General features: G+C 71.3%; 20 protein-coding genes. 15 read left to right on the forward strand and 5 right to left on the reverse strand.

The genetic code is table 11. The annotated features are described in order from the left end of the window. The first annotated feature begins 53 nt into the window (after nucleotides 1-53). The 4 genes from GGQ91_RS22165 (at nucleotide 54) to GGQ91_RS22180 (ending at nucleotide 4,332) form a co-directional block, all read left to right on the forward strand. Nucleotides 54-1,115, forward strand: a complete 1,062-nt coding sequence (locus tag GGQ91_RS22165; protein ID WP_182592851.1) for an MBL fold metallo-hydrolase — start codon at nucleotides 54-56, stop codon at nucleotides 1,113-1,115. A 147-nt stretch (nucleotides 1,116-1,262) separates the two neighbouring features. Beyond that, nucleotides 1,263-2,882, forward strand: a complete 1,620-nt coding sequence (locus tag GGQ91_RS22170) for an ABC transporter substrate-binding protein (RefSeq protein WP_075380774.1) — start codon at nucleotides 1,263-1,265, stop codon at nucleotides 2,880-2,882. Nucleotides 2,883-3,221: 339 nt separating this feature from the next. After that, nucleotides 3,222-3,635 (forward strand): EF-hand domain-containing protein, encoded by a 414-nt coding sequence (locus tag GGQ91_RS22175; protein ID WP_043349950.1) that lies wholly within the window; start codon nucleotides 3,222-3,224, stop codon nucleotides 3,633-3,635. A gap of 370 nt (nucleotides 3,636-4,005) precedes the next feature. After that, a complete protein-coding gene (locus GGQ91_RS22180) occupies nucleotides 4,006-4,332 on the forward strand; it encodes a hypothetical protein (RefSeq protein ID WP_043381150.1) in 327 nt (108 codons plus the stop codon). A gap of 73 nt (nucleotides 4,333-4,405) precedes the next feature. Here GGQ91_RS22180 and pcaD read toward each other — a convergent pair whose 3' ends face one another. Beyond that, nucleotides 4,406-5,203 carry a 3-oxoadipate enol-lactonase gene (gene pcaD / locus GGQ91_RS22185; RefSeq protein ID WP_182592852.1) on the reverse strand — a complete coding sequence of 266 codons (798 nt, stop codon included), beginning with the start codon at nucleotides 5,201-5,203 and terminating at the stop codon, nucleotides 4,406-4,408. 424 nt (nucleotides 5,204-5,627) lie between these two features. On the opposite strand from pcaD, the gene GGQ91_RS22190 reads away from it, so the two are divergent. Then, complete coding sequence (locus GGQ91_RS22190) at nucleotides 5,628-5,897, forward strand: hypothetical protein (RefSeq protein ID WP_043381144.1); 270 nt, start codon at nucleotides 5,628-5,630, stop codon at nucleotides 5,895-5,897. A gap of 52 nt (nucleotides 5,898-5,949) precedes the next feature. Here the strand turns inward: GGQ91_RS22190 and GGQ91_RS22195 are convergent, their stop codons facing one another. Further along, nucleotides 5,950-6,333 (reverse strand): hypothetical protein, encoded by a 384-nt coding sequence (locus GGQ91_RS22195; protein ID WP_182592853.1) that lies wholly within the window; start codon nucleotides 6,331-6,333, stop codon nucleotides 5,950-5,952. 101 nt (nucleotides 6,334-6,434) lie between these two features. Between GGQ91_RS22195 and GGQ91_RS22200 the strand changes: the two genes are divergently transcribed. Then, nucleotides 6,435-6,863, forward strand: coding sequence for a DUF1810 domain-containing protein (locus GGQ91_RS22200; protein WP_182592854.1), 429 nt, complete (start codon nucleotides 6,435-6,437; stop codon nucleotides 6,861-6,863). 4 nt (nucleotides 6,864-6,867) lie between these two features. Here the strand turns inward: GGQ91_RS22200 and GGQ91_RS22205 are convergent, their stop codons facing one another. Both GGQ91_RS22205 and GGQ91_RS22210 read right to left on the reverse strand, forming a co-directional pair. Beyond that, on the reverse strand, nucleotides 6,868-9,333 hold the full coding sequence (locus GGQ91_RS22205; RefSeq protein ID WP_182592855.1) for a PBP1A family penicillin-binding protein: 2,466 nt from the start codon (nucleotides 9,331-9,333) through the stop codon (nucleotides 6,868-6,870). 161 nt (nucleotides 9,334-9,494) lie between these two features. Then, complete coding sequence (locus GGQ91_RS22210) at nucleotides 9,495-10,160, reverse strand: HdeD family acid-resistance protein (RefSeq protein ID WP_075380771.1); 666 nt, start codon at nucleotides 10,158-10,160, stop codon at nucleotides 9,495-9,497. Between the two features lie 191 nt (nucleotides 10,161-10,351). Between GGQ91_RS22210 and GGQ91_RS22215 the strand changes: the two genes are divergently transcribed. Both GGQ91_RS22215 and GGQ91_RS22220 read left to right on the forward strand, forming a co-directional pair. After that, entirely contained in the window at nucleotides 10,352-11,629 is a 1,278-nt protein-coding gene (locus GGQ91_RS22215; protein ID WP_182592856.1) for an HlyD family secretion protein, read from the forward strand. Between the two features lie 5 nt (nucleotides 11,630-11,634). After that, nucleotides 11,635-13,317 carry a DHA2 family efflux MFS transporter permease subunit gene (locus tag GGQ91_RS22220; protein ID WP_210281390.1) on the forward strand — a complete coding sequence of 561 codons (1,683 nt, stop codon included), beginning with the start codon at nucleotides 11,635-11,637 and terminating at the stop codon, nucleotides 13,315-13,317. A 208-nt stretch (nucleotides 13,318-13,525) separates the two neighbouring features. Here the strand turns inward: GGQ91_RS22220 and GGQ91_RS22225 are convergent, their stop codons facing one another. Further along, the gene (locus tag GGQ91_RS22225; RefSeq protein WP_182592896.1) at nucleotides 13,526-14,758 is read right to left on the reverse strand and encodes a transglycosylase SLT domain-containing protein; all 1,233 of its coding nucleotides are present in this window, start codon (nucleotides 14,756-14,758) and stop codon (nucleotides 13,526-13,528) included. A 324-nt stretch (nucleotides 14,759-15,082) separates the two neighbouring features. Here GGQ91_RS22225 and GGQ91_RS22230 point away from each other — a divergent pair, with 324 nt between their 5' ends. The 7 genes from GGQ91_RS22230 (at nucleotide 15,083) to GGQ91_RS22260 (ending at nucleotide 23,479) form a co-directional block, all read left to right on the forward strand. Then, complete coding sequence (locus tag GGQ91_RS22230) at nucleotides 15,083-16,273, forward strand: inositol-3-phosphate synthase (protein ID WP_182592857.1); 1,191 nt, start codon at nucleotides 15,083-15,085, stop codon at nucleotides 16,271-16,273. A 39-nt stretch (nucleotides 16,274-16,312) separates the two neighbouring features. Continuing rightward, nucleotides 16,313-17,239, forward strand: a complete 927-nt coding sequence (locus GGQ91_RS22235) for an HD domain-containing protein (RefSeq protein ID WP_182592858.1) — start codon at nucleotides 16,313-16,315, stop codon at nucleotides 17,237-17,239. A gap of 44 nt (nucleotides 17,240-17,283) precedes the next feature. Continuing rightward, nucleotides 17,284-18,465: a class I SAM-dependent methyltransferase gene (locus GGQ91_RS22240; RefSeq protein ID WP_053609047.1), complete on the forward strand. Its 1,182-nt coding sequence runs from the start codon at nucleotides 17,284-17,286 to the stop codon at nucleotides 18,463-18,465. Further along, on the forward strand, nucleotides 18,465-19,460 hold the full coding sequence (locus GGQ91_RS22245; RefSeq protein ID WP_053609048.1) for a Gfo/Idh/MocA family protein: 996 nt from the start codon (nucleotides 18,465-18,467) through the stop codon (nucleotides 19,458-19,460). The genes GGQ91_RS22240 and GGQ91_RS22245 overlap by 1 nt, the downstream gene beginning before the upstream one ends. Nucleotides 19,461-19,684: 224 nt before the next feature. Further along, nucleotides 19,685-21,286, forward strand: coding sequence for a YcaO-like family protein (locus tag GGQ91_RS22250; protein WP_053609049.1), 1,602 nt, complete (start codon nucleotides 19,685-19,687; stop codon nucleotides 21,284-21,286). Next, entirely contained in the window at nucleotides 21,283-22,155 is an 873-nt protein-coding gene (locus tag GGQ91_RS22255; protein WP_053609050.1) for a sugar phosphate isomerase/epimerase family protein, read from the forward strand. Before GGQ91_RS22250 ends, GGQ91_RS22255 begins: the two co-directional genes overlap by 4 nt. An 85-nt stretch (nucleotides 22,156-22,240) precedes the next feature. Beyond that, nucleotides 22,241-23,479: a glycosyltransferase family 4 protein gene (locus GGQ91_RS22260; RefSeq protein WP_053609051.1), complete on the forward strand. Its 1,239-nt coding sequence runs from the start codon at nucleotides 22,241-22,243 to the stop codon at nucleotides 23,477-23,479. Nucleotides 23,480-23,526: the final 47 nt, after the last annotated feature.

Genomic DNA, 23,526 nt, shown 5'->3' on the forward strand with positions numbered 1-23,526 from the left:
CGTCGCGCCGCCCGGGTGCTTGACCGGCCCCCGGATCCGGCCATCTCGGATCCATGAAACGGCGCAGCCTGCTCACGGTCGCGAGTGCGGCCACGGTCATGACGCTCGGCGGTGTCGGCTATGCCGCGCACCGGCGCGGCCGGAACCCCTATTACCGCGGCCCGACCTCCGACCATTTCGACGGTCTGCGGTTCTTCCTGCCGGAGCAGGCCACCGACAAGGCGCTGTCCGACGTGGTGCGCTGGCAGGCCAAGCGGCAGCGCGAGCCGTGGCCGAAGAGTTTTCCCAGCCCCTATCCCGCCGACCGGCCGCCCGAGCGCGTGGCGGGCCTGCGGGTCGTGCTGATCGGCCATGCGAGCTACCTCGTGCAGGTCGCCGGCCGGAACATCCTGATCGACCCGGTCTTCGCCAAGCGTGCGAGCCCGGTCCGGTTCGCCGGGCCGAAGCGCGTCAACCCGCCGGGCATCGCCTTCGCCGACCTGCCGCCCATCGATGCGGTGCTGGTCACCCACAATCACTACGACCATCTCGATGGGCCGTGCCTCGCCCGGATCTGGCAGGCGCACCAGCCGCTGATCGTGGCGCCGCTGGGCAACGACACGATCCTGCGCGGCTACGACGACACGATGCATGTCGAGACCCGCGACTGGGGGCAGTCGGTCGATCTCGGCGACGGCCTGCAGGTCCATCTCGTGCCCGCCAACCACTGGTCGGCCCGGGGCGTGAACGACCGGCGGATGGCGCTGTGGTGCGCCTTCGTGATCACCTCGCCCCGCGGCGTGCACTACCACGTCGGCGATACCGGCTTCGGCGACGGATCGCTCTTTTCCGACATCCGGGCCCGCTTCGGGCCGCCCCGCCTCGCGACGCTGCCGATCGGGGCCTACGAGCCGCGCTGGTTCATGCAGGCCCAGCACGTCGATCCGGCCGAGGCGGTGAGGGCCTTCGCGCTGCTCGGCGCCGAGCAGGCCCTCGGCCACCACTGGGGCACGTTCCAACTCACCGACGAGGGCGTCGAGCGGCCCGCGGAGGCGCTGACGGCCGCCCTTGGCGGGGCCGGCATCGCGCCCGGGCGGTTCCTCGCCCTCAGACCCGGCCAGGTCTGGGAGGTCTGACCAGAGCGGACCCGGGGCCCGGCCCGTCGGGCATGATGCATGCATCATTCGGTGTGCCGCATGGGGGCACGGTCCGGACAGCGCCGCCGCGCGCCTGAAGGCGTGTGCCGCGCCCTGCGACGCCCGCGCCTTCAGCCGAGAGACACGATGGACCCGATCAAGCCGACACGCCGATCCCTGATGGCCGGGGGCGTCGCCCTCGCCGCGCTCGGGGCGGCGGGCCGGGCCGGCGCGCAGGGCGCGGCCCCCGGCACCCTGACCTACGGCATCTCGATGACCGACCTGCCGCTCACCACCGGTCAGCCCGACCGGGGGGCCGGCGGCTACCAGTTCACCGGCCTGACCCTCTACGATCCCCTGGTCGCCTGGGAACTCGACGTCGCGGACCGGCCGGGCCGGATGGTGCCCGGGCTCGCCACCGCCTGGGAGGCCGATCCGGCCGATCCCAAGGTCTGGACCTTCCACCTGCGGGAGGGCGTGGCCTTCCACGACGGCTCGACCTTCGATGCCGACGCGGTGATCTGGAACTTCGACAAGGTGCTGAACAAGGAGGCGCCGCATTTCGACCAGCGGCAGGCCGCCCAGGTCCGGCCGCGCCTGCCCGGGGTCGCGAGCTACCGGAAGCTCGACGCGAAGACCGTCCAGGTCGTCACGAAGACGCCCGACAGCCTGTTCCCCTACCAGATGCTCTGGTTCCTGATCTCATCGCCGGCGCAGTACGAGAAGGTCGGGAAGGACTGGGCGAAGTTCGCCTTCGACCCCTCGGGGACCGGGCCGTTCCGGCTGGGGCAGCTGGTGCCGCGGGTGCGCCTCGAGTTGCTGCCGAACGTCGGCTACTGGAACCCGAAGCGGGTCCCGAAGCTCGCGAAGCTGACCCTCACCTGCGTGCCCGAGGATCTCGCCCGGGTGAACGCGCTCCTGTCGGGCAGCGTCGACCTGATCGAATCGCCCGCGCCCGACGCGGTGCCGCGCCTGAAGGCCGCCGGCATGCGGGTGGTGGGCAACGAGACGCCCCATGTCTGGAACTACCACCTGTCGATGCTGGAGGGCTCTCCCTGGCGCGACCTGCGCCTGCGCAAGGCCGCCAACCTCGCCATCGACCGCGCGGGCGTCGTCGAACTGATGGGCGGCCTCGCCCAGCCGGCCGTCGGGCAGGTGCAGGAATCGAGCCCGTGGTTCGGCAAGCCGAGCTTCAAGATCAAGACCGACGTGGATCAGGCCCGCAAACTCGTCGAGGAGGCCGGCTACTCGGTCAAGAACCCCGTGAAGGCCACGGTGCTGATCCCGACCGGGGGGACGGGGCAGATGCTGTCGCTGCCGATCAACGAGTTCGTCCAGCAGAGCTGGGCGGAGGTCGGCATCCAGGTGGAGTTCAAGACCGTCGAGCTGGAGGTGGCCTACACCGCGTGGCGCCAGGGCGCCGCGGATCCGAGCCTCAAGGGCGTGAGCGCCGGCAACATCGCCTACGTCACCTCGGACCCGTTCTACGCGATCCTGCGCTTCTACGATTCGCGGCAGATCGCCCCGAACGGGGTGAACTGGAGCCATTACCGCAATCCCGAGGTCGACGCCCTCTGCGACAAGGTCAAGGCGAGCCTCGATGTGGCTGAGCAGAACAGGCTGCTGGCGCGCATCCACGAGATCGTCGTCGACGATGCCGTGCAGGTCTGGGTGGTCCACGACACCAATCCGCACGCGCTTTCGCCGCGGGTGAAGAACTACATCCAGGCGCAGCACTGGTTCCAGGATCTCGCGACCCTCGCCTGACCGGACGTGCGGTGATCATTGTCCCGGGCGGCGGTCCCGCGGCCGGTTAGGGATTTCGGGATCCGTCTCGCCGGCGCCTCTCTCGCGGATCGCCCGGGCCGCCGGCCGTGATTCGGTAACTGTCCGATGATTCGGCCCGGCGATGGATACTGAAACGCGCCGCCGCGCGCCGTCCGGCGACTATGCGCTCTCTTCAGGGGTCGGCTGCAGCCGGCCCCTTTCTCTATGTCCGTGCCCTCTGAGCCGCACCGATCTGCCCCCGGGGCGCAATTTCGCACTTGCAGCATGAGGAGTCGGCGACTAGGAAGATCGGGCATAATTTTTCGGGAGCATCTGGCAATGACCCTTCGTTTCATCAGTGGCTTCGCGGCAGTGACCCTCGCGGTGTGCGGCCTCTCTGCTCCGGCCGCGCTGGCGAAGCCGATGGGCGGAGCGAGCGCCGTCAAGATGATCGACACCGACAACGACGGCACCGTCGACATGAAGGAAGTGGAGGCGGTGGCCTCCGCGACCTTCGATCGTCTCGAGAAGGACGCCGACGGGACCCTCGACGCCCGCGAACTGAAGGGCCGCCTCAGCCAGGCCGGCGTGAAGCGGGCCGATCCGGACAGCGACGGCACCCTCGACAAGAAGGAGTACCTCGCGGCGGTCGGCGAGCGCTTCAAGATGGCCGATCCGGACAACGACGGCACCCTCGATGCCAAGGAGCTGAACTCCAAGGCCGGCAAGGCTCTCATCGCCCTCATCAAGTAAAACGGGCCGGTCGCTCCCAGTGGAGCATCGATGAGAAGGGCTCCCGCGGAGATGGCCGCGGGAGCCCTTCTGCGTTCGACAGGGCCTTCACCTTCGCGCGGGGCTCTGCAGGACCGAGCCTGCACGTAAAAGTTGTGGTTGACCGCGGGTAAATTCGCAGATCCATCCTCAACCCGGTTCGGCTGCGGCCCGAAAATCCTCTATCCCCCGTCCCCTGTCCCCGCCCTGCCGCCAGGTTCCGGACGGGCCTGCCCGATAGCCGCGCGGCGCAACCGGGCTGCGACGCTCGACCGCTCATGGACGGCCCGGAGGCCGGTTGACGCTTCTCAACCTGTGAGTGCAACCTCACGATGGTTGAGGGGCCAAGACGATGCGCAACGACCCACCGGAAGACGGAGCGAACAGGTTCGGGCTCGCGGATCTGTGCGCCATCGCGGAGGCGCCGCACGGGGACGCCGCACGGCCATCGGCGGAGGATGCGCCCGCCCTGGGCGCCGAAGGGGACGGGCAGGCCGCCGATGCGGGCGCCGCGGACCTGCTCGGCGAGATCGGCGACACGCTGATCGTCGCCTATCGTCTGGCGGTTCAGGACGGTGATCCGACGACCGTGACCCTCATCCGACAGGCCCTGCTGCATACCGGGCGTCGGCTGGCGCGGGGGATGTCGCCCGCGGAAGCCGGCCTATCCTGTCACTGAAACGGGATTCCCGCGGCAACCGGTCGATGCGGCGCTGCCCGCCATCATCGACCGGAGCGGCCCGGAGGGCCGCCTAGGCGTCCCGGGACGCGCGGTCGAGGAAGGCCCGCAGATAGCCTCCGACGGCCTCGGCGCGCTCGACGGCCAGCAGATGGGCGGCGCGGGGCAGGACGAGGAGTTCGGCCTGGGCGATGCCGGCGCAGATTTCCTCGGCCATGGCCGGGGGTGTCGAAGGGTCGTCGCGCCCGGCGATCACCAGGGTCGGCGCGGTGATCGCGGAGAGCGCCGGCCGGAGATCCATGCACCCGATCGCTCCGCAGCACACCGCGTAGCCCGCCGGATCGCAGGCGACGAAGCGTTCACGGATCGCCTGGATCGCCGCAGGATCGCGCTGCGCGAAGCCGGGCGTGAACCAGCGCCCGAGCGTCGCCTCGACCACGGCCGCCAGTCCCTGGGCGCGAACGGTCGCGGCGCGCTCCTCCCAGCTCTGCGGGCTCGGCATATGGGCCGCCGTCGCCATCAGGGTGGCGCTGAGCGCGTGTTCGGGCTCGGCGCTCGCGAGGGCCTGCACGGTCATGCCGCCGAGCGACAGGCCCACCAGATGGGCCCTGCCGATTCCGAGGGCGTCGAGCAGCCCCGCGAGGTCACCGGCCAGATCCGTCACCGTGATGGGTTGATCCCGGGTTTCCGAGCCGCCGTGGCCGCGCGTGTCGTAGCGCAAGGTGCGGTAGCGCCCGGTCAGGGCCGGCACCAGCGCGTCCCACATCTCCAGGGTCGCACCCAGCGAGTTCGAGAATGCGACGGCGGGAGCGCCTTCCGGCCCCTCAAGGAGGTAGCGGAACCCGATCCCTCCGACTGTGATCTGCGGCATGCGGTTGTCTCCGTCCAAGGTCTTCGCGAGGGCCTTCGCGCGAGGTCTTCGCAGATGTCACGCCGGCGCGACTGTCGGCGCCGACGCGCGCGGGGGCCTGTGCCGGCGCGGGAGCGTCACGGGGGCGTCACGGGGGCGGACGAGCCGGTCTGCGCCGCGGGCGCGGCGGCGGGGCGGTCATGCGCTGGCACAGCGTCCGCGGGCATACGGTCTCCCTGTCGTCCATGCGAAACAATTGCGCGGCGGCACGATCCGTTATGGGCGTCGCACCGGACGCGGCCCACCGGATCCGCCCGGGCGCGGATGACGATGCCGCGAGCCCCCCGGCGCCGGCACGGATCGGGGTGCTGCCTTCAACATGGGTCAATGCACCGGCGGGGGAAACGTCCGACAACGAGCGCCGCGAGGCAGGAGGAGACGAGCGATGCACGACCCTTCGACTGGCGATGCCGCGATCCGACCGGCGGAGTTCTGGGACACGGTGGCCGGGCTTGTGACCGCCAAGGTCGAGCCGGTGATCGGCCGGGGCGACCGGCAGCGGGGTCCGGTGATCGACTACCTGCGCGACCTGGAAGCCCTGGCACGGCGGCAATGCGGCAGCCGCGAGACGGTCCAGATCATCGCCTCGGGCCGGCGGCTTCTCGGCGACCGCAGCGAGATCGGGCCGTCGGATGGTCCGTTCACCCACGCCTGAACGCGGCGCCCGGCGCCGCGCCCGATCGCGCGACGGATGGCCGGGCGGCCCATCAGGGGCGCCCGCGGCGCGGCGGCTGAAGGGGCGCCGCGCGCGCCATCCGTGACCGGATCAGGTAGATCGCCCCCGCCACCACCCAGGCGGCGCAGGTCGGCGCCACCCATTGCTGCAGGTTCGGCAGCGACCACCCGTACAGGAACTCGGCGCCGAGATGCGCCTGCACGGCATCCCAGCCGGCATGCTTGATGTCGTGTTCCCGCTGCCCGGCCTCGCGGCCATAGTAATAGGTCGAGACCACCAGCGCCGCGATGCCTTCGGGGCGGGGACTGCGCAGCAGGATCAGCGCGGCCGACAGGCCGGCGGTCTCGAGGGTGGCCGTCAGGGCGTGGCTCATCGCCGGGTTCGCGACCATGAAGGCGACAAGCGTTCCGAGCATGGGCCGCCCTTACACCCTTCGGGGCCGCCCGTCTCCGCAGCCTGCATCCGGGACCGGCGCAACGTCGTTGACGGAGCGGGACCGAGCACCGGAGCAGCGCTATGACCGACAGCCACCAACTCGGCCGCTTCGTCGACGCACAGGAGGGGATCTACGACCGCGCGCTGGCGGAATTGCGGGCCGGTGCGAAGCGCAGCCACTGGATGTGGTTCGTCTTCCCGCAGATCGCCGGGCTCGGGGCGAGCCCGATGGCGCAGCGCTACGCGATCGGATCCCTGGCGGAGGCCGAGGCCTATGCGGCGCATCCGGTGCTGGGCGCGCGCCTGCGCGCCTGCACGGCCGCCGTCAACGCCGTCGACGGGCGCTCGGCCCACGCGATCTTCGGGTCGCCCGACGATCTGAAGTTCCGCTCCAGCATGACGCTGTTCGACCGCGCCGCGCCCGAGGAGCCGCTCTTCGCCGCGGCGCTGGCGCGCTACTTCGACGGCGTCCCCGACCCGCGGACGCTGGCGAAGCTCCGGGCGGCCTAAGCCCTCACCGGCCCCACAGGCCGACCCGCTCGGCGCGGGCCTGCTCCTCCGCGCCCAGGAGGTCCGGGGGCGCGTCCTCCGTGGCCCGTGCGCCGCCCGCCGCCAGGATCAGCCCGGCGAGGTCGTCGCCCTCGATGCGGCAGCGGGCCGTGGCCCCGTCGGAGAGGCCGGAGCAGACCACCTCGCGGCGGCGCAGGTAGCTGGCGAGCTGGCGGGCGAGATGGCCGCGCTCGCCGACGACGCCGAGGAGGCGCACGACCCGTCCGCGCAGGTTGAGGGTGCCGGTGTCGATCACCTCCGGCACGCCGCGGACCTCGCCGGCCGCGGCCGGCTCGACCGTGGGGGCCGGCGCCGGCGCCCGGGGCGGCTCGGCCCGCTCCGCCGAGGGGCGGGGCTTGCCCTTGGCGAGCTTCTCGGAGGCGCGCTGGATGAAGTCGTGGAAGATCCCGGCCGGCATCTCGCCGCCGAACATGCGGTTCATCGGGCTGTCGTCGTCGTTGCCGACCCAGATCCCGACCACGAGGTCGGGGGTCATGCCGACGAACCACGCATCGCGGAAGTCCTGGCTCGTGCCGGTCTTGCCGCCGATGATCTGCCCCGGCACCCGCGCGGCGCGGCCGGTGCCGGATTCCACCACCGCCTGGAGCGAGTCGAGCATCATGGTGCGCGGCCCCTGCGCCAACGTCTGGCCCGGGGCCGCGTCGGCACGGACGTAAAGCGGCTGCGGCGCGGCCCCGCGGATCGCCTGGATGCCGTAGGCCTGGAGCGGCGTGCGCCCGGACAGGACCGAGCCGTAGGCGCGGGCCATCTCCAGGAGGCTCACCGCGCCCGAGCCGAGAACGAGGCTCGGCACGTTCGGCAGGTCGGACTGGATCCCGAGCTTGCGCGCGGTGGCGATCACCGCCGGGATGCCGACATCCTGCCCGAGCTGGGCCGCCACGGTGTTGATCGAGAGCGCGAAGGCGGTCCGCAGCGGCACCGGCCCGCGGTAGCGCCCGTCGTCGTTCTCCGGGTCCCAGTCGCCGATCTGGACCGGACGGTCGACCATCACGGATTCCGGCGTGTAGCCCTTCTCGTAGGCCGTCAGGTAGACGAGGAGCTTGAACAGGGAGCCGGGCTGGCGCTTGGCCTGGACGGCGCGGTTGAACTGGCTGTCCTCGTAGTCGCGGCCGCCGACCATGGCGAGGATCGCGCCCTCCTTCGACAGCACCACCATGGCGGCCTGGCCGACCTTACGGCGGGCGCCGTCCTTGTCGAGCCGGCGGGCGACGACGCCCTCGGCGAGACTCTGCAGGTCGAGGTTGAGGGTCGAGCGCACCGTCATGTCGCCGTCGGTGCCGGCGAGGCGCTTCACGTCGCCCGCGATCATGTCGAGGAAGTAGTTGGTGCCGGGCGGCGCCTCGGGGGGCGATTTCAGGGTCACGCTCTGCTTGCGCGCGGCGTCGGCCTCTCCTTGCGTGATCGCGCCGGTCTCGACCATGGCCTGGAGCACCACGTCGGCCCGCTCCTTGGCGCCGCCGAGGTTGCGGGTCGGGGCGAGCTGCGAGGGCGCCCGCACCAGCCCGGCCAGCATCGCCGATTCCGGCAGGTTCAGGGCCTTGGCGGGCTTGCCGAAATAGCGCCGCGCCGCCGCATCCGCCCCGTAGGCGCCGGCGCCGAAATAGGCGGAATCGAGGTAGCCGAGCAGGATCGCGTCCTTGCTCATCGTCGATTCGACCCGCAGCGCCAGGAAGGCTTCCTGCACCTTCCGCCAGAGCGTCTTCTCCTGGTTGAGGGAGGTCAGGCGGACATATTGCTGGGTGATGGTCGAGCCGCCCTCGCGCACGCCGCCGCCGCGGAGATTGCGCCACGCCGCCCGGGCGAGGCCGCGCAGGTCGATGCCCCAGTGGCTGTAGAAGCGGCGGTCCTCGATCGCCACGATCGCCTGGGCGAGGTGCGGCGGCAGGTCGGATGCCGTGAGCTTCTGGCCGCGGAAGCTGCCGCGGGTGGCGAAGACCCGGCCGTCGTCGGCCTCCACGGTGATCGCCCGCTGGCCGGTCTCGACCACGGCGCCCCCGAGAGGCGGCAGGGTCACCAGGGCGGCGAACAGGTAGACCGCCAGCGCCAGGACCGGCAGCAGGATCACCAGGCCGGCGGCGAGCAGGGCCGGGTGCCGGCGGCCGAGGATCGTCCGGGCGCCCCGCCGCTCGACGCGCCCATCGACCTCCGGGACGACGGTGTCGGCCGGCCTCTCGACCGAAGCCGACCGCGTGCGCGCCCGTGCCGCTGCGCGGGCGGAAATGGCCCGGCCACCGCGCGCGAGGCCAAGGCCGGCCGCGGTCACCAGGGTCCGGAGATGCCGGGCCAGGTCGCGCGCGGCGCGCCCGGCCTCGCGGGCGGCGAGGCGCGGGTCCGGGGACTCGGCGGCTGGAGCCGGCTTCGGCGGGTTCGGCCCGTCGGCCGGGGCGCGTTCCGGCGCGTCGGGCGTCATCGTGGTTCGGGTTCCGGGACCGATCGATCCGGTCGAGGGAGCCTTCTAGGCCGCATCCGATCCCGTGTCCCGCGCGTGCGGGGACGCAGGGCGACCGGCGCGTCGATCGCGCCGCGACCGTGTGGATCGGGCCACGGGGCCCGATCCGGTTTGGGACCGGCTCACCGGCCGAGCGGCGTTCCCGGCCCCGCGGCCGCCCCGTGCCGGCTGCGCAGCTGGAAGGCCAGGATCAGCAGCAGGATGCCGAAGGCGAAGGTGTAGGAGCCGATCCACAACGTCAGCACCAGGGCCGACATGCCCGGGTTGATGAGCAGCGCGAGGCCGAACAGGATCGACACGACCCCGCCGAGGACGAGCCACCACCGGCCGTAATGCAGATGCAGGCGGAAGGCGGCCGCGATCATCAGGCCGCCGGTCACCAGCGCCCATACGGCGAGCAGCAGCACGAAGGCCCAGACGGCCGCGGCCGGCACCAGCGCCGCGGCGACGCCCACGACGATGTCGACGACGCCCTCGAGCAGCAGGAAGCCCCAGCGCTCGTGACGCTGCGCCGCGCGGACCGCGCCCACGATGGCAATGATGCCGTCGGCAAGCATGTAGGCGGCGAAGAACAGCACCAGGGACAGCACGAAGGCGCCCGGCGCAACGAACGCGATGACACCGAACAGGATCGCGATGACGCCGCGCAGCGCCACGAGCCACCAGTTCCGCGCCAGCGCCGCGCTCATGGCGTCGAGGCGGGCGACGCCGACGAGCGGGATGCCGGTGGGCGAAGTCGGCGAGCCGGAGCCGGGGCTCTGCGGGGTCGGGGATGGGCTGTGCGTCATGGCGTACTCCTGGGCTCGGTGCCCGAGAACGGCAAAGGTTCCGGGCGCAGAACGCCGCAGGGCCGCCTGCGTTCCGGTGGCCCGCTCCGCGCATGGAACCTTGAGCCTGCGGCCGGCTTTTGCTGCCTGAGGCGGGCGATGCGACAAGCCCGGTCACCGTGCGGTGACCGGCCATCGGGCGGCGACTTCCCATGTTTGACGATCAGCGGCCTTCCTCCGAGGGTGAGGCGCGCCCGCATCCCTCCGACGGCCGTCCGGCCGTGCGCGAACGGGACGTGCTGGATCTCGGCCGGGCCAAGCCCGCCCGGGACGCTGGCGCCGCCCAGGAGACCGCCCGCAAGCCGGGCACGGAGGATGCGGCCGACGACGCAGAGGCGCAGGACGGCCAATCCGACGACGCCGCGGAAGATGCCGACGACCGCGAGGACGACGCCCGGCGCCCGAACGTCCTGCGGCGCCACCCGTTCGCGTTCCTGCTCGGCGGCCTCGCGGTCGTCGCGCTCTGCGTCGGCGTGTTTTTCTACTGGTTGCTGTACATGCACCCCTACGAGAGCACCGACGATGCCTTCGTCGACGCGCGCAGCATTGCGGTCCAGCCGAAGGTCGGCGGCTACCTCGTCGATGTGCCGGTCACCGACAACCAGCACGTCGAGGCCGGCCAGATCCTGTTCCAGATCTTCCAGCGCGACTATCAGATCGCGCTCGATCAGGCGAAGGCGCAGATCGAGGCCGACGAGGCCGGCATCAAGAACATCGATGCGCAGATCCAGGCGCAATACGCCAACATCGACGTGTCCAAGGCGCAGGTCGCCACCGCCGAGGCGGCGCTGAAGTTCGCCCAGGAGGATGCGGCCCGCTACAAGGACCTCGCCGAGCGCGGCTCCGGCTCGATCCAGCAATCGCAATCGGCGACCTCGACGCTGCAGCAGCGGCAGGCCTCCCTGCAGAGCGCCCAGGCGAGCGTGGTCGCGGCCCAGAAGCAGATCGGCGCCCTCCAGGCGCAGAAGGCCTCGACCCAGGCGCAGCTCGCCCGCGACCGGGCACAGGTGGAGCAGGCCGAACTGAACCTCGGCTACACGACGGTCCGCGCCGTGCAGGCCGGCCGCGTCGTGCGGCTGACCGGCGGCATCGGCCAGCTCGCCCAGGCCGGCCAGAGCCTGGCGATGTTCGTGCCCGACGACATCTGGGTCACGGCGAACTTCAAGGAGACCCAGATCACCGACATGCGGCCGGACCAGCCGGTCGACATCGAGATCGACGCCTATCCCGGCCGCAAGATCCAGGGGACGGTGGCTTCGGTGCAGCCGGGCTCGGGTACGGCCTTCAGCCTGCTGCCGGCACAGAATGCCACCGGCAATTACGTGAAGGTGACCCAGCGCATCCCGGTCAAGATCGTGGTCAAGAACTGGCCGACGGACGTGTCGATCGGCCCGGGTATGTCGATCGTCCCGACCGTCACGGTGCGGTGAGCGCCATGGCCGGCGGGACCGGTGCGGCCGCGTCCGGACGCAAGCCGAACACGGGCAAGGCGCAGGGAAGCAAGACACAAGGAGGCAAGGCGCGAGGCGGCACGGCATCCGCGAAGGCGCCGGGTGGCCACAATCCGTGGCTGATCGCCGGCGTGGTGGCGCTGGCGACCTTCATGGAGGTGCTCGACACCACCATCGCCAACGTGGCGCTGCGCTACATCTCGGGCGGCCTCGCGGTCGGCCCCGACGAGGCCGCCTGGGTGGTGACGAGTTACCTCGTGGCCAACGCGATCACGCTCACGGCGTCGAGCTTCCTGGCCAAGCGCTACGGCCGCAAGGCGTTCTTCATGTGGTCGGTGGCCCTGTTCACCGTCTCGTCGATCCTGTGCGGCTTCGCCTGGAGCCTGGAATCCCTTCTGCTGTTCCGGGTGCTGCAGGGGCTCGGCGGCGGCGGCATGGCGCCGCTCGCCCAGTCGATCCTGGCGGATTCCTTCCCGCCCGAGAAGCGCGGCCAGGCCTTCGCGCTCTACGGCGTCGCCATCGTTGTGGCCCCGGTGATCGGCCCGACCCTCGGCGGCTGGCTCTCCGACAACGCCTCCTGGCACTGGTGCTTCCTGATCAACGGTCCGGTGGGGGTCATCGCCCTCGGGCTGATGTACTGGCTCATCGAGGACAGCGCGGCGGCCAAGAAGGAGCGCCGTGCGCTGGTCCGGAAGGGGATCCGCTTCGACATCGTCGGCTTCGTGCTGGTCGCCCTGTTCCTCGGCTCGCTGGAGGTGATCCTCGACGAGGGCCAGCGGAAGGACTGGTTCGGGACCTCGACGCTGATGAACGTCTCCGGCGTGCTGATGGTCGTGTCGTTCGTGGCCATGATCCCCTGGCTCCTGACCAAGAAGAACCCGGCCGTCGATCTCCGCCTCATCGGCAACCGCCAGTTCGGCTCCTGCTTCCTAGTGATGATGTTCACCGGGGCGATCCTGATCGCCACCACGCAGTTCATCCCGCAGATCACGCAGGAATATTACGGCTACACCGCCACGCTGTCGGGGCTCGTGCTCGGTCCGGGGGGCATCGTCACGGTGGTGATGATGTTCCTCACCGGCCGCGTCTCCGCCTACGTGCAGCCGAAATGGCTGATCGCCGCCGGCATGACCATCGTGGCTTTGGGCATGGTCGACCTGACGCGGCTCGACGGCTCCACGACGTTCTCGTTCTTCGCGTGGTCGCGGGTCTATATCGGGATCGGCCTGCCGATGGTGTTCCTGTCGATCACTTCTGCCTCGTACGAGGGGATCCGCAAGGACCAGACCGATCAGGCCTCGGCGCTGATCAACGTCGCCCGCAATGTCGGCGGCTCGATGGGCGTCTCGCTGGCCCAGAACATCCTGGCCTACCGGAGCCAGTTCCATCAGAGCCGCCTGGTGGAGAGCGTCAACCCGACCGCGCCGGCCTATCAGGAGACCATGCGGCAGGCGACGCAGTACTTCTCCGAGCACGGCTATGCCGGCGTCGAGGCCCAGAGCCAGGCGACCGCGTGGATCGGGAGCGTGCTCAGCACGCAGGTGGCGTACTGGGCCTATATCGACGTGTTCTGGGTGCTCGGCCTCGTCGCCGCCTGCGCGGTCCCGCTGGCGCTGAGCCTGAAGAGCGTCAAGCTCGGCGGCGGGGCGCCGGCCGGGGGCCACTGAGGCGGATCGGCACGGCTGAACGTCATCCCGAGGCGCCGCGCCTGCCCACCCGGATTGGCGCAAATCACCCGCCGGCTCCGGCGCCGGAGCCCCGGTTTCGGGTTCGGGTCCCCTGACCTGAAGGGAGCGGGAGGCGCGTTGGAAGCCCCCCGCGCCCCGATTGAGACGATCGAGCGCCTCAGCAGGATCCGCTTCCCCTGCGCGATCCTCACACGCCGTCTGGCGGCAACGCCTCCGTCACCTCGACGCGGCGGTTGCCGGCCACCGGCGCCGTTTCCTCGGCGCTGACGATCTCGTTCTGGGACTGGCCCTTGTCGAGCGCCTCGGCGACCGCCGCGACGCCCTGGTAGCGGGTCAGCCGCCGGTCGATCATGTCGTCGATCCGTCCGTGCAGTTCCGCGACGGTCAGGCTGCGGCGCTTGCCGCCCGTCTTCGCGGTGAACAGGCTGCGATTGGCCCGCGCCGCGGTGCGGAACTCGCGCCCTGCGACCTCGTCGGGCTTCTCGGAGGAGAGCGACAGGAAGCGCCCGGCGCTCGCAGTCCCGAGGAAATGGGCGAGGTACAGCTCGGTCGTGGTCAGCGCGCGCCCGACCCGGGCCTCGATCCGCTCACGGTCGCGCTTGATCAGCTCGGCCGCCATCAGGGCGGCGACGCGCGGGTCGTTGCGCAGGCCGAGCACCCGGCCGCGCATGCTGCCCGTGACGGTGATCGCGGCGCCCCGGCCCTTCACGGCGGCGGCCTCCTCGGCGAGCCCGTAGCGGGCGCCGTAATCACGGATCATCTCCAGCCAGGTGCGGGCCACGAACTGGAACAGGCCCGCCGCCGAGGAGGTCGCCGCCTTCGCGTCCGTGTCGAAGCTCGATTCCTTGTCGGCCAGCGCCATCATGTAGACGGGGTCGACGCCGGCCTCGTCGGAGGCCTTGACGATCGTGTCGACCACCTTGCGCGGCACGCTGCGCTCGCCGAACTTGACCGCGTCCTGACCCTGCTCCTGCGTCACCCGCGGCAGGGCCGCGAGGTCTTCCTGGATCAGCGCCAGGGTGGCGGGCTCCTGCTCGGGAACCGGAAGGCCGTTCCAGGTGTTCTGGACCGGTTCGTCCGCCGCGACGGCCGGGGCCGCGGGCTGGGAAGCCGTCTGCGCGAGCACCTGAGCGGCGCGCGGGCTGGTGTCGATCCGGTCGTGGGCCTGGGCGGCCGGTGCGAAATACGCCGGCGCGAAGGCGGCCTGCGGCAGGCCGAGCCCGGCGACGAGCCCCAGGGCCAGCGTCCCGGAAATCCGGCCGAGGCCGGTGCGGCGAAGTGACCGGCGCCCTGTCCCGCGTCCGGCCCGCGGCAGCCATGCCACGGCTTCATCCTCGATATGGCCCGTGCCGTTCAGGGTCGGCGGCACGAGTCGGCTCACGTCGTCGGCGCAACGCGCCGGCTCCGGGAAAACCCCCATCATTGGTCCTCTTCAGATCGGTCCTTGCGTCCGCCCGGCTCTGACGGCCGGGTTTTTTCGGAAGCGGCGGCCCTATCGACGCCGGCCGTGACCAGAATGGGACGGCCCCGTGATCCAAGCGTGGCACGGTCAACGAAGGGTTAACCCTGCCGCTTAGGGGGCCGTTAACACCGTGAACCGGCCACGCTTCGGACGACGGAGGGGCAATGTTGTCGCATTCGGGTTGGAACGCGGCACCGTCGAGCCAGTTAGATACGGCCCCGGGGGGGTCGAACTTTCCGTCCCAAGACGCCACCCGCGTCCGCACAAGGACATCATTTTCCGATGAGCATGCAGTCCGGTCGCCGCATCGGTGTCGCGTTCGTTGGCATGGGAGGCGCCGTCGCCACCACTGCCATCGCCGGCATCGAAATGATCAAATCCGGCTCCAATCGCCTCGACGGGCTGCCGCTCGCCGGTCTCTCCGTGGCCGGCATGGCCGACTACAAGGACCTCGTCTTCGGCGGCTGGGATCTCAACGGCGACGACCTCGCGGCCGCTGCGAGCGGCCACGGCGTGCTCTCGAAGGACGACATCGAGAGCGGCGCGCAGGCCCTGAAGGGCATCACCCCCTGGCCGGCGGTGGGCAGCGCCAAGTTCTGCAAGAACATCGACGGCCAGAACCGCATCGTCGCCAAGGACCACCGCGAGGCGGTCTCGGTGATCGCCAACGACCTCCGCCGCTTCCAGAAGGAGAGCAACCTCGACGACGTGGTCGTGGTGAACCTCGCCTCCACCGAGCGCTGGCCGGACCTGAACGACCCGGCCCTGAACTCCACGGCCGCCTTCGAGAAGGGGCTCGATTCGAGCGACGAGGCGATCTCGCCCGCGATGCTCTACGCCTACGCGGCGATCAAGAGCGGCATCCCCTACGCCAACTTCACCCCGAGCGTGGCGGCCGATGTCCCGGCCCTCCTGGACCTCGCCAAGGAGCTGAACGTCCCGGTGGCCGGCAAGGACGGCAAGACCGGCCAGACCATGATGAAGACGGTGCTGGCCCCGGCCTTCAAGGCGCGGGCGCTCCACGTCGACGGCTGGTTCTCGACCAACATCCTGGGCAACCGCGACGGCCTCGCCCTGAACGATCCGAACTCCCTCCAGTCGAAGCTCAACACCAAGGGCACGGTGCTCGACTCGATCCTCGGCTACCCGGTCGAGGACCACCTCGTGCACATCCACTATTACCGCCCGCGCGGCGACGACAAGGAAGCCTGGGACAACATCGACGTCACCGGCTTCATGGGCCAGCGGATGCAGGTGAAGGTGAACTTCCTCTGCAAGGACTCGATCCTAGCCGCGCCCTTGGTCATCGAGATCGCCCGCGTCCTCGACCTCGCCCGCACGCGCGGCGACGGCGGCGTGCAGGAGCAGCTCTCGACCTTCTTCAAGGCCCCGATGGTCAAGAACGGCCATGGGCCGGAGCACGCCTTCGGCAAGCAGGAGCAGATGCTCCGCGACTGGCTGGGCGTGCACTAGGCCTCGTCGCGACCAAGGGGCGGCTTCTGGAGCGAGACGATGCCAAGCGAGAACCAGCCGCCTTCCTCCGGCGCTGCCCCCGAGGCGCTGCGCGACCTCTTGATCGAGATGAACGACCTCAAGCGCGTCCGCTCGGCGGGGCGCGAGGGGTCGATCGCCGAGCGGCTGTTCGCGCAGGGGTGGGGCCTCCTCACCGGGGGCGCCGCGCCCGATGACGTCGCCCTCGACATCACCGCCGTCACCCTCGCGGCGACGCGCCTCTGCGATCTCGACGCGGCCTTCCTGACCGCGGCCGGGCTGTCGGAGGAGGCGGCCTCGGCGGTGCTGGTGGCGGGCTTCGACGCCGTCACCGGGGAGCTCGATCCGGCTCTGCGCGAGCGCCTGCGCGGGCGGCTCGCGCCGCGGCCGGCCGGAAGGCCCGGACCGCTGCCGGGCTTCGTCGCCGCTCTGGCGCAGCAGCCGCGGGCGGGAGTCACCTGTCCCGGCCGCGCCCGGATCCTGCTGGAGCCGCCGGAGAACCACGCCGAGCACTGCCTCATCGTGGCGGTCTACGGGGTCTGCCTCAGCCCGTTCTACCGGGCCGATCCCGGCACCGTGTTCCTGGCCGCGATGGCGCATCACTTCCACAACGCCGCGATGCCCGATGCCGGCTTCACCGGCGAGATGCTGCTCGGCGACCATCTCGGGCCGATCATGGCCACCACCACCGCCTGGGCGCTGGCCGAGCTCGCCGAGCCCCTGCGGGGTCAGGTGGAGCGGGCCCGCGCGGTGCTACCCGACGACGCCACCGCGGAGGGCCGCGCCTTCCACGCGGCGGATTGCATCGACCGTGTCCTCCAGATCGCCCAGCATCTGCGCGGGGCCTCGACCACGATGGGGATGGTGCTCGACGAGTGGGAGCTGGTCCATGCCGGCCCGGTGAAGGGCTTCCATGATCGTGTCCTCGCCGACATGCGCATCCCTTGATCGCCGGACCCCGCCGCCCATCTGCCCGGGCGGCTCCGAGAACCATGATCCCGTTCGAACTCCATTCGCCGGACACCGGCAACCCGCTGAAGGCCGACGGCCCGCACGCCCTGCGCGATGCGGAGACCGGCGCCCGCTGGCCCGTGATCGACGGCATCCCGTACCTGCGGATCAACCGCGAGGCCCTGGTCGAGCGGGTTCTGGCCCATCTCGACGCCGGCGAGCCCGACGAGGCGCTGGCCGCGCTGCTCGTCGATCAGGACGATTGGTGGAACGGGCCCCCGGCCGATCCCGCCGGGGTCATCCGCCTCATCAAGGAGCGCCGCACCGCGACGCTGCGTGACGCGGTCCAGGGTCTCGGCTGGGGCCGCGTCGGCGACTATTTCCTGCATCGCTGGAGCGATCCGACCTTCCTGGCCGGCCTGTCGCTTCTGGAGGCGCACTGGAACGAGCCCATCTGCGTCTTCGAATTCGCCTGCGGCATCGGCCATTACCTGCGGGAATTGCAGCGGCGCGGCTGCAAGGTCGCCGGCGCCGACGTGGTCTTCGCCAAGCTCTGGGTCGCGCGCCACTGGGTGGTGGACGAGAAGGCGCAGCTCGTCTGCTTCGACGCCGGCTCGCCGCACTGGCCCATCCCGGGCGCGCCGGTCGACCTCGTCGTGTGCAACGACGCCTTCTACTTCCTCGACGACAAGGCGGCCCTGCTGGAGAACCTCCGCCAGAATGCCGGCGACGACGGCTGGCTGGCGCTGAGCCACATCCACAACCGCGACTGCCCGGGCTTCTCGGCCGGCCGGGCGGTGACCGCCGAGGAGATCGCCGAGTATTTCCCCGACGCCCTGGTCTACGACGACGCGGAACTCACGCGGGCGCTGGTGGAGGCGCGGGCGCCGGGCCCGCAGGAGCCTGGGGCCTTGCGGACCTGCGAGGCGTTCTCGGTGGTGTGCGGCCCCGGCATGCGCCCGGCGCCGCGCGCGCTGGTCGACGGGCTGACCCTGCCGAAGCCCGGCACGGTGCTGCGGCTCAACCCGCTCTATGCGCCCGTGGGGGACGGCTACGTCGTCCGCTGGCCCTCGGAGCGCTACGAGGCGGAATACGCATCCCGGGCCACCTACCCGCTGCACGCGCCCGGCCCCGAGCATCTGACCTTCGACGGCACGCTCGATAGCCCGGAGACGCAGCGTATCCGGGTGCGTGAATTCGTCGACCTGCCGGAGCGGTGGTGATGGACGCGGTCGGCTGGGGCATCGTCGGCTACGGCTGGGTCGCCCGCGACTACATGGAGCCGGGCATCCGCGCCGCCGGGCACCGGCTGGTGGCGGTCTGCGATCCGAACCCGGAATGCCGCGCCGCGGCCGAGCGGGCGGGCGCCCGCGGCCATGCCGATCTCGCCGGTCTCATCGCCGAGCCCGGGGTCGAGGCGGTCTACGTGGCGACGCCGAACCATCTCCACCGCGGCGCCGTCGAGGCGCTCGCCGCCGCCGGCAAGGCGGTGCTCTGCGAGAAGCCCATGGCGGCGACGCTCGCGGACGCGGAAGCCATCGCGCGTGCGGTCGAATCGCAAGAAATCTTCTACGGCACGGCCTTCGATCAGCGTCACCACCCGGCCCATCGGACGATCCGCGCCCAGGTCGCGGCCGGGCGGCTCGGCACCGTCACCACGGTGCGGATCGTCTACGCCTGCTGGCTCGGGCGCGACTGGTCGGAGGCCGGCCAGCCCAACTGGCGGATCGATGCCGCCCAGGCCGGCGGCGGCGCCTTGATGGACCTCGCCCCGCACGGGCTCGACCTCGTGGATTTCCTGCTCGACGAGCCGATCGCCGACCTCGCGGCCCTGACCCAGAGCCGGGCCCAGGACTATTCCGTCGATGACGGCGCCCTGCTGATCGGGCGGACCGCGGGCGGCGCGCTGGCAAGCCTGCACGTCGCCTACAATTGCCCCGACGCGCTGCCCCGCCGCCGCCTGGAGGTGGTCGGTACGAAGGGGATGCTGATCGCCGAGAACACCATGGGCCAGACGTCCGGCGGATCGCTGTCCTTCATCGACGGCGCCAGCGGGCGCGTCGAACCGCTCGCCTTCGACGCCGACAGCTCCCCCTTCACCGAGCAGGTGCGCGCCTTCGGCTCGGCCCTGCGCCGGCCCGAGGAGCGGGGGGCGTACTCGGCCGCACGCGATCTCCACACGATGCGACTCGTCGCCCGCGCCTATGGGCAGGGGTAGCGACCGCAGGACAGGATGAGCAGACACCGGACAGCTACCTATCCAATCCAAGCCGCACCCTCATCCTGAGGTGCCCGCACCAGCGGGCCTCGCGGGAGGGCTCCAGGAAGCGCTGTGCCGTCCAGAGCCCTCCTTCGAGGCCTTCGCTGCGCTCCGGTAGCTCAGGATGAGGGGATGGGCAGGACGAAGGTGAGCAGGCGGTCCGAGGAACACGGGAACACGACGTGAGCAACGCAGACGGCTTCCACGACCAGGACGACCGCGCCCGGCACGCGCGGATCAAGGCGCCGCGCCCCTATCGCTTCGGCGCCAAGCGGCCGATCGAGGGGCTGCCCGAGACCCTGCCGGATCCCGTGCGCGCCTATCTCGACGTCCTGCCGGAAGGGCGCATCGTCGGCTTCCCGCTGGCGCCCCTCGACCGCACCGGCATCCCGGTCTGGTTCGTGGCCCTGTTCCTCGACGACCCGTTCTTCGTGGGCGCGATGCCGTCGGGCATCGGCTACGGCGCCACCGACGACGAGGCGCTGATCGGCGCGGTCGCCGAAATCGCCGAGAACCTGATGCCCTCGCTCGCGGTGCTGCCCCGGGCCAAGGAACGGGCGAGCTACACCGACCTCGCCCGCGTCTACGGCGCCAAATCCGTCGCCGACCCGCTGACCCTCTGCCTGCCCGCCGGCTCCCCGGTGGGCCGGGACACGGTGCTCGAATGGACGCCCAGCGTCCGGCACGCCACGGGCGAGATCGTGCTCATGCCGCTCGACGTCGCCGCCACCGACTATTTCGAGCTGTCCGAGGGCTACAAACCCTTCACCAACCTGATCACCAACGGTCTCGGCGCGGGGCCCGACGTGCCCTTCGCGCTGGGCCACGGCGTCCTTGAGCTGCTCCAGCGGGACGGCAACGGCCTGCTGTTCCGGGCTCTCGACCAGGGCGTGATGCTCGACCTCGACGGCATCGGCCCGGAGAATGCCGCGATGCTGGCCCGGCTCAAGGAGCTTGGCATCCACGCGCTGCCGAAATTCGCCACCGACCAGTTCGGCCTCACCAACCTCTACGTCGTCGGCTACGACGCGGATCCGGCGCGCACCCCGGCGCCGATCGCCCTGTCGGCTTGCGGCGAGGCCTGCGATCCGGACCGGGAGCGGGCCCTCCGCAAGGCGCTGCTCGAGTTCCAGGCCGCGCGGGTGCGCAAGACCTTCGGCCACGGCCCCCTCGACATGGCCGCCACGGTGACCCCGCCGGGCTACATCGACGCCTTCATCCAGAAGGCGCTTCCGAGCCTCGATCTCGAGGAGAGCCGCGCCCTGCAGGCGATGCTCGAATGGATCGAGATGCCCGCCGCCGACCTGCGCGGCGTGCTGGCCGACACCGTCTATTCGGAGCGGAGCACCAAGCGCTTCGCGGACCTGCCCTCGACCCCGGCCGCGGACGGGCATGCCAGGGGCAAGATCGCCTGCGACCGGCTCACGGAGGCCGGGTTCGACGTCCTCTACGTCGACTGCACGCCCCCGGGCGGAGGGGTCGGCGTGGTCAAGGCGATCGTGCCGGGGCTCGAGGTCGAGACCATGAGCTACTACCGGATCGGCGAGCGCAACACGAAGAAGCTCATCGACCGCGACCACCCGCTGATCAAGTTCGGCACCGAGAGCGAGACCCTGCGGCCGGTCCGCCTGACGCCGGAGGCCCTGGAGCGTTTCGGGGGGCAGCCGCTGTTCGACGTCGCCCTGGCCGAGCGGATCGTCGGGCGGCACTATCCGCTCTATCGCGAGCCGGAATCGCACCACGCGCCGTTCCGCCTCGCCCAGCGTCAGGGGAGGGCGGCATGACGCTCCGGTTCGCCTACAACACCAACGGCGCGGCCAACCACCGCCTCGACGACGCGATCCACCTGATCAAGGCCGCGGGCTACGACGGCGTGGCCCTGACGCTGGACATCCACCACCTCGATCCGTTCTCCGAAACCTGGGCGGCGGAGGCCGGCCGGGTGGCGAGCCTGCTGGAGAAGCTGGAGCTGACCTGCGTCATCGAGACGGGCGCCCGCTTCCTCCTCGACCCCACCGCCAAGCACGAGCCGACGCTCGTGACGGCCGATGCCGCGGGCCGCGCCCGGCGGGTCGGCTTCCTCAAGCGGGCGATCGAGATCGGCGGCATGCTGAGCGCCGAGGCGGTCTCGTTCTGGGCCGGCGTGCCGAAGCCCGGCGTCGATCCCGGCGAGGCCCGGCGCTGGCTGGCCGAGGGGCTGCACGAAGTCGCGGCCTTCGCCACGGAGGCGGGCGTCGTCCCCTGCCTGGAGCCGGAGCCCGGCATGCTGATCGAGACCCTCGACGATTACGCGTCCCTCGACGTGCCGGGGCTGAAGCTCGCCCTCGATACCGGCCACTGCCTCGTCACGGGCGAGCGCGAGCCGGCGGCGGCCGTGCGGGAATTCGCCGACCGGATCGGCACCGTGGCGATCGAGGACATGAAGCGCGGCAGCCACATCCACCTGCCCTTCGGCGAGGGCGACATGGACGTGCCGGGCGTCCTGGAGGCGCTGGAGGCGATCAACTTCGGCAAGCTGATCTGCGTCGAGCTGTCCCGCGAGAGCCACCGGGCCGACGTGATGATCCCGCAGGCGCTCGACTACCTCCGCGGCTGCCGGCGCCCCGGCCCGGTTCTGGCCGGCGAGCAGGAGACGCGGCGGCAATGGCAGTGAGAGACGAGCCGGGGCGAGACGGGACGCCGGCGCGGGAGAGGGGGCCACGCGGCACCGCTCCCGGTTTGCGCGAAGGGGCGGCACGATGAGAATCCTCTTCCTCAGCCGCCGCTACTTCCCCGCCATATCGGGCATGAGCGTCTACGCGCAGAACCTCCTGCGCGAGTTGGTCGGCGCCGGCCACGACGTGACGATGATCTCGCAGTACCGGGGCGACGCCTTCGGCACCCGCGTTTACGGCGGCGGGCCGCCGCCGCCGGTGCCGGGGGTGCGGGTGATCGGCCTGGAGCAGCTCGGCGAGCAGACGTCGGGCGATTTCGAGCGCGACATCGCCACCATGGTGGACGCGATCGCCCAAGAGCACGCCCAGAACCCCTTCGACATCCTGCACGCGCAGTACGGCTACCCGACCGGCTGGGCGGTGCTGCTGGCCGCCCGCAAGCTCGGGGTGCCAAGCGTCGTCTCGATCCAGGGCGGCGACGGCCACTGGGTCGGCTCCTGCTGCGAGACCCACCGGGTCGCCATGTGCGAGGTGCTGGCTCACGCCAACGCCCTGCTGATCGGCGGCGCCTCTTTCGTGGACGAGGTCTGCGAGCGCCTGGGCTCGGACCCCGCCCGCTTCACGATCGTGCCCGGCGCGGTCGACACCGAGCGCTTCGCGCAGGGCACGCCCGACGGGCTGCCAGCGCCCCAGGGCGGGCCGGTGCGGCTGTTCTACCATGGCCGGGTCGACCGCCGGAAAGGCGTGCTCGATTTCATCGAGGCCCTGGCGATCCTGCGCCGGCAGGGCACGCCCTTCGCGGCCACGATCTCGGGGATCGGGCCCGACGTGGACCCGGCCAAGGCGCTCGCCGCGGAGCACGCCTTCTCCGAGCGCGAGATCGCCTTCACGGGCTATGCCGAGTACGGCTCCGTGCCCGACCTCTACCGCCGCGCCGACGTGTTCGTCTCGCCGACCTACGCGGAGGGGTTCTCGAACACGATCCTGGAGGCGCTGGCGGCCGGGCTCGCCACCGTCTCGTGCCACGCGGTCGGCGTGTCGGACTGCCTGCGCGACGGGGAGAACGGGCTGCTGGTGAATCCGGGCGACGTGCCGGCGCAGGCCGCCGCGCTCACCCGGATCATCACGGACGCGGCGCTCCGCCGCCGCATCGCGAGCGCCGGCCTGGAGGAGTGCCGGCGGGTCTATTCCTGGCACGCGGTCGGGCGGCAGATCATGGAGGTCTACGCGCGGGTGCGCTCCGAGACGCCGGCCACCGACTTTGCGACGGACCTGCCCGACGATCCCAGCTGCCGGTTCCGCGCCGAGCCACACCTGCTCTGACGGGACTCCGCACTTGGGCCGTCCCATCCGGGGCCTCGTCCTGAGGT

The sequence above is a fragment of the Methylobacterium fujisawaense genome (genome assembly GCF_014138435.1).
GTDB lineage: Bacteria > Pseudomonadota > Alphaproteobacteria > Rhizobiales > Beijerinckiaceae > Methylobacterium > Methylobacterium fujisawaense.

Coding starts and splice junctions, on each gene's coding strand:
- GGQ91_RS22215 (WP_182592856.1), top strand. CDS start 10,352: ATGTTTGACGATCAGCGGCCTTCCTCCGAGGGTGAGGCGCGCCCGCAT.
- GGQ91_RS22195 (WP_182592853.1), bottom strand. CDS start 6,333: ATGCTCGGAACGCTTGTCGCCTTCATGGTCGCGAACCCGGCGATGAGC.
- GGQ91_RS22200 (WP_182592854.1), top strand. CDS start 6,435: ATGACCGACAGCCACCAACTCGGCCGCTTCGTCGACGCACAGGAGGGG.
- pcaD (WP_182592852.1), bottom strand. CDS start 5,203: ATGCCGCAGATCACAGTCGGAGGGATCGGGTTCCGCTACCTCCTTGAG.
- GGQ91_RS22190 (WP_043381144.1), top strand. CDS start 5,628: ATGCACGACCCTTCGACTGGCGATGCCGCGATCCGACCGGCGGAGTTC.
- GGQ91_RS22210 (WP_075380771.1), bottom strand. CDS start 10,160: ATGACGCACAGCCCATCCCCGACCCCGCAGAGCCCCGGCTCCGGCTCG.
- GGQ91_RS22255 (WP_053609050.1), top strand. CDS start 21,283: ATGACGCTCCGGTTCGCCTACAACACCAACGGCGCGGCCAACCACCGC.
- GGQ91_RS22180 (WP_043381150.1), top strand. CDS start 4,006: ATGCGCAACGACCCACCGGAAGACGGAGCGAACAGGTTCGGGCTCGCG.
- GGQ91_RS22225 (WP_182592896.1), bottom strand. CDS start 14,758: ATGGGGGTTTTCCCGGAGCCGGCGCGTTGCGCCGACGACGTGAGCCGA.
- GGQ91_RS22170 (WP_075380774.1), top strand. CDS start 1,263: ATGGACCCGATCAAGCCGACACGCCGATCCCTGATGGCCGGGGGCGTC.
- GGQ91_RS22260 (WP_053609051.1), top strand. CDS start 22,241: ATGAGAATCCTCTTCCTCAGCCGCCGCTACTTCCCCGCCATATCGGGC.
- GGQ91_RS22245 (WP_053609048.1), top strand. CDS start 18,465: ATGGACGCGGTCGGCTGGGGCATCGTCGGCTACGGCTGGGTCGCCCGC.
- GGQ91_RS22205 (WP_182592855.1), bottom strand. CDS start 9,333: ATGACGCCCGACGCGCCGGAACGCGCCCCGGCCGACGGGCCGAACCCG.
- GGQ91_RS22175 (WP_043349950.1), top strand. CDS start 3,222: ATGACCCTTCGTTTCATCAGTGGCTTCGCGGCAGTGACCCTCGCGGTG.
- GGQ91_RS22240 (WP_053609047.1), top strand. CDS start 17,284: ATGATCCCGTTCGAACTCCATTCGCCGGACACCGGCAACCCGCTGAAG.
- GGQ91_RS22220 (WP_210281390.1), top strand. CDS start 11,635: ATGGCCGGCGGGACCGGTGCGGCCGCGTCCGGACGCAAGCCGAACACG.
- GGQ91_RS22165 (WP_182592851.1), top strand. CDS start 54: ATGAAACGGCGCAGCCTGCTCACGGTCGCGAGTGCGGCCACGGTCATG.
- GGQ91_RS22230 (WP_182592857.1), top strand. CDS start 15,083: ATGAGCATGCAGTCCGGTCGCCGCATCGGTGTCGCGTTCGTTGGCATG.
- GGQ91_RS22235 (WP_182592858.1), top strand. CDS start 16,313: ATGCCAAGCGAGAACCAGCCGCCTTCCTCCGGCGCTGCCCCCGAGGCG.